This is a genomic window from Marinomonas sp. CT5, assembly GCF_018336975.1.
Taxonomy (GTDB): Bacteria; Pseudomonadota; Gammaproteobacteria; order Pseudomonadales; family Marinomonadaceae; genus Marinomonas.
In genome coordinates this window covers 394,193-402,527 of record NZ_CP025572.1, presented here as the reverse complement: position 1 = coordinate 402,527, position 8,335 = coordinate 394,193, and the positions used below count along the sequence as shown (strand labels likewise).

At 43.7% G+C, this 8,335-nt stretch carries 8 protein-coding genes; 5 read left to right on the top strand and 3 right to left on the bottom strand.

Annotation, left to right across the window (positions count from 1 at the left end):
* A partial coding sequence (locus C0J08_RS01925; protein WP_212652676.1) for an integrase core domain-containing protein occupies positions 1-266 on the top strand: 266 nt, incomplete at its 5' end.
* A gap of 50 nt (positions 267-316) precedes the next feature.
* Here C0J08_RS01925 and C0J08_RS01920 read toward each other — a convergent pair.
* Positions 317-1,753, bottom strand: coding sequence for an NCS1 family nucleobase:cation symporter-1 (locus tag C0J08_RS01920; protein ID WP_212654456.1), 1,437 nt, complete (start codon positions 1,751-1,753; stop codon positions 317-319).
* A gap of 266 nt (positions 1,754-2,019) precedes the next feature.
* Between C0J08_RS01920 and C0J08_RS01915 the strand changes: the two genes are divergently transcribed.
* The 4 genes from C0J08_RS01915 to C0J08_RS01900 all read left to right on the top strand — a co-directional run bounded on the left by C0J08_RS01915 (position 2,020) and on the right by C0J08_RS01900 (position 6,645).
* Positions 2,020-2,685 (top strand): GntR family transcriptional regulator, encoded by a 666-nt coding sequence (locus C0J08_RS01915; RefSeq protein ID WP_212654455.1) that lies wholly within the window; start codon positions 2,020-2,022, stop codon positions 2,683-2,685.
* 7 nt (positions 2,686-2,692) lie between these two features.
* Positions 2,693-3,424, top strand: a complete 732-nt coding sequence (locus C0J08_RS01910; protein ID WP_212654454.1) for an aspartate/glutamate racemase family protein — start codon at positions 2,693-2,695, stop codon at positions 3,422-3,424.
* 39 nt (positions 3,425-3,463) lie between these two features.
* The gene (puuE, locus tag C0J08_RS01905) at positions 3,464-4,390 is read left to right on the top strand and encodes an allantoinase PuuE (RefSeq protein ID WP_212654453.1); all 927 of its coding nucleotides are present in this window, start codon (positions 3,464-3,466) and stop codon (positions 4,388-4,390) included.
* A gap of 134 nt (positions 4,391-4,524) precedes the next feature.
* Positions 4,525-6,645: a TonB-dependent receptor gene (locus C0J08_RS01900; protein WP_212654452.1), complete on the top strand. Its 2,121-nt coding sequence runs from the start codon at positions 4,525-4,527 to the stop codon at positions 6,643-6,645.
* A gap of 24 nt (positions 6,646-6,669) precedes the next feature.
* Here C0J08_RS01900 and C0J08_RS01895 read toward each other — a convergent pair whose 3' ends face one another.
* A complete protein-coding gene (locus tag C0J08_RS01895; RefSeq protein ID WP_212654451.1) occupies positions 6,670-7,476 on the bottom strand; it encodes an IucA/IucC family C-terminal-domain containing protein in 807 nt (268 codons plus the stop codon).
* Positions 7,469-8,329 (bottom strand): ABC transporter ATP-binding protein, encoded by an 861-nt coding sequence (locus C0J08_RS01890; RefSeq protein WP_212654450.1) that lies wholly within the window; start codon positions 8,327-8,329, stop codon positions 7,469-7,471. Before C0J08_RS01890 ends, C0J08_RS01895 begins: the two co-directional genes overlap by 8 nt.
* Positions 8,330-8,335 lie beyond the last annotated feature (6 nt).

Genomic DNA, 8,335 nt, shown 5'->3' with positions numbered 1-8,335 from the left:
TTTATCAAAAAGAATTACAACGCAATAAAATAAAGCCGTCGATGACAGATGGCTATGACTGCTACCAAAATGCGTTAGCAGAAAGGGTGAATGGCATATTGAAGCAAGAATTTTTGATTGGAAGATGCAGAACTTTTAAAGAATTAGAAAGGCATATTAGTGAGTCTATTGATATCTATAATAGGTATCGACCTCACTTAAGTCTTAATATGAAAACACCAGAAGAAGTGCATGAAAAAGCCAGTATGGAATCCATACTGGCTTAACAAAAAATCGTCAACTTATTTTAGGACGACACAGACTCTTTGTAATCTGTTTAGGACTTAGCCAGCCCCATTTCTTGAATAGCAAGGCGCTCAGGCTCCATCATGAAGCGATAAGAGAAAGCGGCCACAATCCCGCCAATGAAGATGGCATAATTTGCCAAGGCACTGAAGACGAAGGTTGCCAGAATAGACACCGCACCGGCAATCAGCAAGGCATACACACTCTTCTTGTTCACACCATTTTCATACCAATAACGGCCCTGTGGTGATTCGGTGTACAAAGCAGCCACATCAATATGACCTTTTTTAATGAAGAAATAATCCACAATAATAATGCCGTACAATGGCCCAATCATCGCACCTAAAACATCCACCGTGTAATGAATCACTTCTGGGTTATTGAACAAATTCCAAGGCGTTAACAATACAGAGCCAAAGGCGGCGATAAATCCCCCCGTTTTAAAGCTGATTTTCTGTGGAGACACATTCGAAAAATCAAACGCCGGTGCCACAAAGTTCGCAACGATATTAATCCCCACGGTAGCAAAAATAAAAGTCAGCGCACCAAGGACCGTAATGAACCCAGAATCGAGACGCTTCACGGTTTCTACCGGGTCGGTAATCATCGAACCAAATACTGGAATAGAAGCCGATACAATCACCACACTAAACAACGAAAACAAGACAAAGTTAAGTGGCAAGCCCAATAAATTACCCAGTTTTAATTTTTTATAACTGCCGCAATAACGTGAAAAGTCACTGAAGTTCAATGTTGGACCCGCGAAATAACCTGCGACTAATGCAATGGCAATAAACATCTGCACAATCACATCCATGCCTGTCAGGTTATGTGAGCTCAGGTTAAAGCTGATATTTTCCCAACCGGCTCGATTCACCATATACACACATAATGCGAACATCGCGATATAGATAGCAGGACCAGACCAATCGATTACCTTACGAATCATGTCCATACCAAACATGAAGACAATTCCCTGCACTATCCACATCGCAATAAAGCCAATCCAACCAAGATAAGAAAGACCAATAAAAGATTCATCTGCAAGAGACGCCATACCTGGAAAGAAATAAAGCAGCAAAATAATGAATGAGCTTGAGGCTAGGAAAGTTTGAATGCCATACCAGACAACGGCAATCAAGCCTCGAATAATCGCAGGAATGTTCGCGCCAAAGACACCAAAAGACATACGCGCTACCACGGGAAAAGGCACGCCCGCCTTCTGCCCTGGTTTCCCCATCAAGTTAGCGAACAGCAACACAATAGAGATACCTAACAACAAGCTAATAAATACTTGAATCCCATTTAGTCCAAGCGCAAATAAACTGGCCGCAAACACATAGCCACCTACGCTATGAACATCAGACATCCAAAAAGCAAAGATACTGTACCATCCCCATTTCTGCTCTTTCTCAGGGAGAAGATCGGCGTTTGCCAATCTAGGGCTTTGATCAAACGTTTGTTTCATAATTAGGTTCCTTTTGGATTGTATACAATGATAAATACAATTTACGTGCCAAAATTCGAACCTCAATGATTTATGCAATAAATAAGCATATCGGACAAAAGCCGCAACAAAACCGCACCATTACCAGCCAAAAAACCATACCCACACACCATTCTTGTGCAAAATGAACGGTTTTTTTATTTGGGATGCCTGAGATTAATTGTCGTGCTATATTATTTCATCAACAATATTCAACAGAAGATTGTATACAGTTAATAGAGAACATCATGCCCAATGACGAAAACATTTATCGACAAATGCTAAAAGCCATTGTCGAACATCAACTGCCACCAGGCGCGCGTTTACCCGAAGACCGCCTATCAGAAGCCTTTGGCGTAAGCCGAACCGGCATTCGTAAAGTGCTACAACGACTTGCTTTAGAACACTTTGTGGTGATCGAAAAAAACAAAGGCGCCCATGTAAGTCGCCCAAGCGAAGCGGAAGCATCGGAAGTGCTCGACAGTCGAATTTTAATTGAGCCTCAGCTTATACCGGCGCTTTTAATGAACTGGAACCCAACGCAGTCTGAACGCTTTCGAGCGATGACGGTAGAAGAGAAACAGGCAGAAGAAGACAATCAACTAGCCGATGCCATTCAGTTAACGGCTCGTTTTCATTATGAGCTGGCAACGCTCTCTGGTAATCAGGTACTGGCCAGCTTTGTTGAACAACTCTGCTATCGATCTTCTTTAATCCTCGCCGCTTATGGCACGCGAGGAAGTGTTGGCTGTGAATGTGGTGACCACTCCCAGCTGCTAGATATTCTGGATCAAGGTAACGAGGTTGAAGCACAAACTTGGATGCAACATCACTTACAACACATCAAATCTTCACTAATTCTTGAAAGTAAGCCCGAAGAGAATATCGACTTTAATCGACTATTTGGCCGCTAGGAGCCCCATGCTAATTCAGCTAATCAATCCAAACACCAGTGCCGACATGACGCAGGCTATGGCATTAAGTGCCAAATCTGTTGCACTTGGCAGCACACAGATTATCGCTAGCACGCCAGAGCATGGCCCCAAAAGTATTGAATGCGCTTTTGATGAAGTTATTGCCAGTGCCGCACTTCTTGATCTGATAGAACAAGGCAAACAGCAAGGTGTTGATGCCCATATTATCGCTTGTTTTGGTGATCCAGCCTTGGAGGCCGCCCGTGAATTGGCCGACGCTCCCGTCATAGGTATTGCCGAAGCCGCGTTTCAAATGGCCAGCTCAATTAGCCACCGTTTTGGCGTTGTAACCACCTTATCCAGAACCTTGCCAGCCAGTGAGCATCTACTCAATAAATACGGCCACAAACACCATTGCAGTGGCGTTAGAGCGACTGATATTCCGGTCTTAGCGTTAGAAAACATAGACCCTGAGGCCTACCAACTTCTAAAAACCGAGTGCTTAGCAGCGATAGAACAAGATGGTGCAGAAGCCGTTGTGCTTGGTTGTGCAGGCATGTCGAATTTGTTGGCACAGCTTTCCTTAGAATTACCCGTTCCCATCATAGATGGGGTCTCCGCGGCGGTAAAATTGGCAGAGTCATTGCATCAACTAGGGCTACAAACCTCTAAAAAAGGCCAATATGGTCAAAGAGTTAGCAAAGCTTTTATTGGGCGTTACGCTCATTGGAGCCTTTAGACCGCTGAAAATATTATGACAAATACTGGAACGTAAACCATGAAACATTATCTAGAGCGCGATTACGCAGGTTATGGCCGCCAAGGATTACCAAACGTAAAATGGCCCAACAATGCCCGAGTGGCCCTTCAATTTGTTTTAAACTTTGAAGAAGGCGGTGAAAATTGCGTTCTTCATGGCGATGAACACGCCGAGACTTTTTTATCCGAAATATTCGGCGCTCAGCCTTTCAAAGACCGCCACATGAGCATGGAATCACTTTACGAATACGGCTCTCGTACTGGTGTTTGGAGAATACTCAATGAGTTTGAACGCCGAGGACTTCCCCTGACGATCTTTGCCATTGCAACGGCTTTGCAGCGCAACCCTGAAGTAGCAAAAGCGTTTGTCGACGGTCATCATGAGATAGTTTGCCATGGTTTAAAGTGGATTCATTATCAAGAAATGCCAATCGAGCAAGAGCGCGAGCACATGCAACAAGCGCTTGCTTTGATCGAAGAAGTCACTGGCGTTAAACCGACCGGTTGGTACACAGGACGCGATTCGCCAAATACCCGCGCCCTTGTGGCAGAACAAAGCCAACTCAAATACGACTCAGACAATTACGGTGATGACCTCCCTTATTGGGTAAAAGTTGATACCCCTAATGGCGGCAGCAAACCGCATCTGATCGTTCCTTATACACTCGATTGCAATGACATGAAGTTTTCTTCCCCATACGGTTTCAATCACGGTGAAGAATTTTTCCAGTATCTAAAAGACAACTTTGATTGTTTGTATGAAGAAGGAGCGACCGCACCGAAAATGATGTCCATCGGCATGCATTGCCGAACCCTTGGTAAGCCAAGTCGCTTCATGGCTCTAAAGAAATTTCTGGACTATGTGCAATCCCATGACCATGTCTGGATAGCACGACGCGAAGACATTGCCGATCATTGGATTAAAAAACACCCTCCGCAAATTTAACCTTTTCATTAGAAGAATAAACCCAGGGTTATTCTTCTAATTCTTTCCAATTGCATAGATTTATTAAACTTTTATTTGATAATGATTATCAAATGCACTAGCATTTGCAAAATTCTATTTATCAGGTCCATTCAATGTCTCCCACAAAAATACGCAGCACCATCATTTTATTACCTTTTCTTCTTGGCTCATCACAAATCGCTTTTGCAGACACACAGTCTATAAATTTAGATGAGTTGGTGATTCAAACCAGCCGCTCTAACACCAAACAAGAAGACAATCCTCAGGTCGTCACTATCATTTCGCAAAAGCAAATAGAAGATCAACTTGCAATCAGCACAGACAGCTCGCAAGCCTTATCTAACCTATTACCAGCTTACTCACCCAATACACAAAAACTCAATAACAGCAGCCAGACATTTCGTGGACGATCTGTTTTGTACATGGTGGATGGCGTGCCACAGTCCAACCCCATTCGTGAAGGTAGCCGTTCTGCCCACACCATCGACCTATCTATGGTTGAACGTATTGAAGTCATCCACGGCGCTACCGCAGTTCATGGTTTGGGAGCAACCGGCGGCATCATCAACTTTATCACCAAATCCAATCGTTCCAACAAGCTCAAACAACATGTTGATGTACAAATAACCACACCGACTGAAGAAATAAACAGCGACACATTATCTTATAAAATTGGCTATCAAGCAGAAGGTTCACAAGGCGATTTCGATTACCTTGTCGGTCTAACCAACGAAGTACAAGGTATGTACATTGATGCTAATAACGACTATGTAGGTTCCGCGACCGTGCGCGGCGACATCATGGACTCAAAAAGCCATGATGCTTTTGTCAAATTGGGCTACTGGTTGAGCGACGAACAAAGACTGGAATTCGAAGTCAACAAATACAAAATGAAAGGTCGCATGAACTTTACTGGCGTTGACGGAGATAGAGATAATGGGGTTCCAACCCGCTCCATCAAAGGCACACCACCAAACGGCGTCGCCCCTTACAATGACGTGCAAACCACCAACCTTACTTATACTGACAGTGATCTGGATGGTATGGACTTTAAAGCACAAGTCTTCCATCAAGACTTTGAAGGCCGTTATGGCGCCTCAAAATCCAATAGTTTCCAAGATGTCAGTATCGCCCCAGTTGGTACCTTATATGATCAAAGCCAAAACCAATCAAAAAAGATTGGCGGCAAATTTAGCCTAACCAAAAACGGCCTATTGGATAATACATTAAGTCTCACCGCTGGATTAGATTTGTTACGTGATACAACCAGTCAGGAACTTATCTTAACCAACCGCACCTATGTACCAGAAACCGAATACACCAACTACGCTCCTTTCGTACAATTCGAATTCAAGCCAACAGAACGCTTAACGCTACAAGCGGGAGCCCGTAACGAACACGCTAAATTAGACGTGGATAGTTACCGCACCGTGGCGACAAATAAAGACACCTCAGTTCTAGTAAATGGTGGTTCCCCAAGTTTTAGTGACACTGTCTACAACGCTGGAGCAGTCTTCAAAATTACTCCGACGATGAGTGTGTTTGCCAATTATTCCCAAGGCTTCGGTATGCCCGATGTGGGTCGAATACTGCGCGGAGTGTCAACCGCCAACCAAAATGTAGACACATTAATTGACCTGTCTCCTATTTTGACAGACAACTATGAAGCTGGTTTCCGCATCAATCGCGATGCATTCGACTTTGAATTGAGTGCCTACCAATCCAATTCAGATTTGGGTAGCCGCATTGTGAACAAAAACGGTCTCTACGTAGTAAAAAGAGAGAAGAAAGAAATTCATGGTGCTGAAGCGTCCTTAGGTTTCCAACTCAATAAAGAGCACAAATTACAAGCCAGTTACTCCTATGTTCAGGGTAAATCCGATACGGATGCTGATGGCAAAGTAGATACAAAACTAACGGGAGCAGATATTCCACCAAACCGTTTAGTGACATCTTGGACGGCCAACTGGGATGAAAAACTATCGTCATTATTACAAGTAAGCCACGCCTTCAGCCGCAGCTTTGACAATAGCAAGCTCGACTTTGATGGCTATACACTTGTGGATGCATCCATGGGTTATAAACTTCCTGTGGGGAAAATGAGTGTATCCGTGGCTAACTTATTCAACCAAGACTACTTCACTTACTACTCTCAAGCCGCTTATGCAAATGACAGCTTCTACTTCAAAGGGCGAGGTCGTACTCTGACATTGGCTTATGGTTTGGATTTCTAACAAACCATATCAAAAAGGCTTCCTCTACGTTTTAGGGGAAGCCTTTGGCTTTTTAAACAGCAAGGGACAAGCGCCACAATACACAGATGGTTCGGTGGCTTGGTAATAAAAACAACAGGTACGACGCACACGAATGGGTTTATCAGACAATTCCGTTAAGCGCTTGTCGCGATAAAAAGGCGTCAGCGGATTTTCATCTAAGCCAAAAAGTTGAGTGGTTGTTTTATCTAAAAGGTAAGCATAATCCGCTTCTGCAACGGCTCTTTTCTCTTCAGCAACATTAGCCAAAATGCGCTGTTCATAAATACTAAACACCCGTACCGCGACATTTTCCCAAAGGATGCGCCGAGAGACTTTGGTTAAGCGATACATCTGCTCCACCAGCCGAGTTAAATGCCCGGCAAAGACTTTGTTCAGAATGTCTTCTCGCCACGCACATCTACCCTCTTTATCTAAGTTTTGCCAAACAGATACCGACGTATCTTTTAACGGCATTTTAGATAGCCACAATTTATTTTCTAACGGATATTCAAAGACGCTGTTTTCTATCGATACATCGAGTCCTTTATCAAACCCAGACATAGCGTATAAAACTGGGGCAAGGGTAAGAAACGCCACTCGCTTGATCACTAAGGAAGCCGTCACCCTTATATTAGTCGCCCCTAACTCGGGCATAATTTTTTGCAGAGTGTCTAAACACCAAGCATCATTCAATAGCTTGCTAGAATCGATAGACAGAGGCTCATCTTGTTGATAAGACTTAAGCCCAAAGGTGGCTAAAGCATCCCACTCTTCAGAAGTCAGTACTTGTCTGGTATCAGGTTCAAGCATGCTCATCTTCCTGAGCAAACACCGTGCGACCTTTTCCGTAAGGGATGCACATGGGCGTACCAAACAAGGGATCGGCACTAATATGACATTCCATATCAAAGACCGCTTTTACCATTTCATGATCTAAAATCGCTTCTGGAGCCCCTTGGCAAAACACTCTACCTTCTTTAATCGCAATCATGTGGTGGGCATAGCGAGCGGCTAAATTTAAATCATGTAACACCATCAAGATGGTCGTTTTCTGTGTGCGATTCAATTCAAATAACAAATCGAGAATCTCTATCTGATGGGTTAAATCTAGATAAGTTGTTGGCTCATCCAATAACAAAATATCCGTATTTTGTGCTAATGCCATCGCAATCCAAGCGCGCTGCCTTTGCCCGCCGGACAATGCATCGATAGAGCGATGAGCAAATGCAGTCATATTGGTATCTTGTAAGGCTTTGTGAACAAATCGCTCGTCATCTTCCGTCCAACTTTGTAGCCAGCTTTGATGTGGGTATCGTCCTTGTCTAACGAGTTGCTCTACCGTCAGGCCTTCTGGGGCCACAGGGCCTTGCGGCAAAATCGCCAGCTTACGAGCCACCTCTTTTCCAGACAATTCATGAATATCTGCGCCATTTAAAAGAACCTGACCAGACGAGGGTTTCAACAAACGAGCAAACGACTTTAATAAGGTGGATTTACCACAGCCATTGCCGCCAACCAGTACCGTAATTTGATTCGATTTAATGGATAAATCCAATGAATGGATAATGATTTTTTTTTCATAACCTAGTGACAGCGCCACACTTTCTAATGGGCACGGAGTCAATAAATTATCGTCTAATAAATTCTGTTCAGACAAACTCATCGTTAA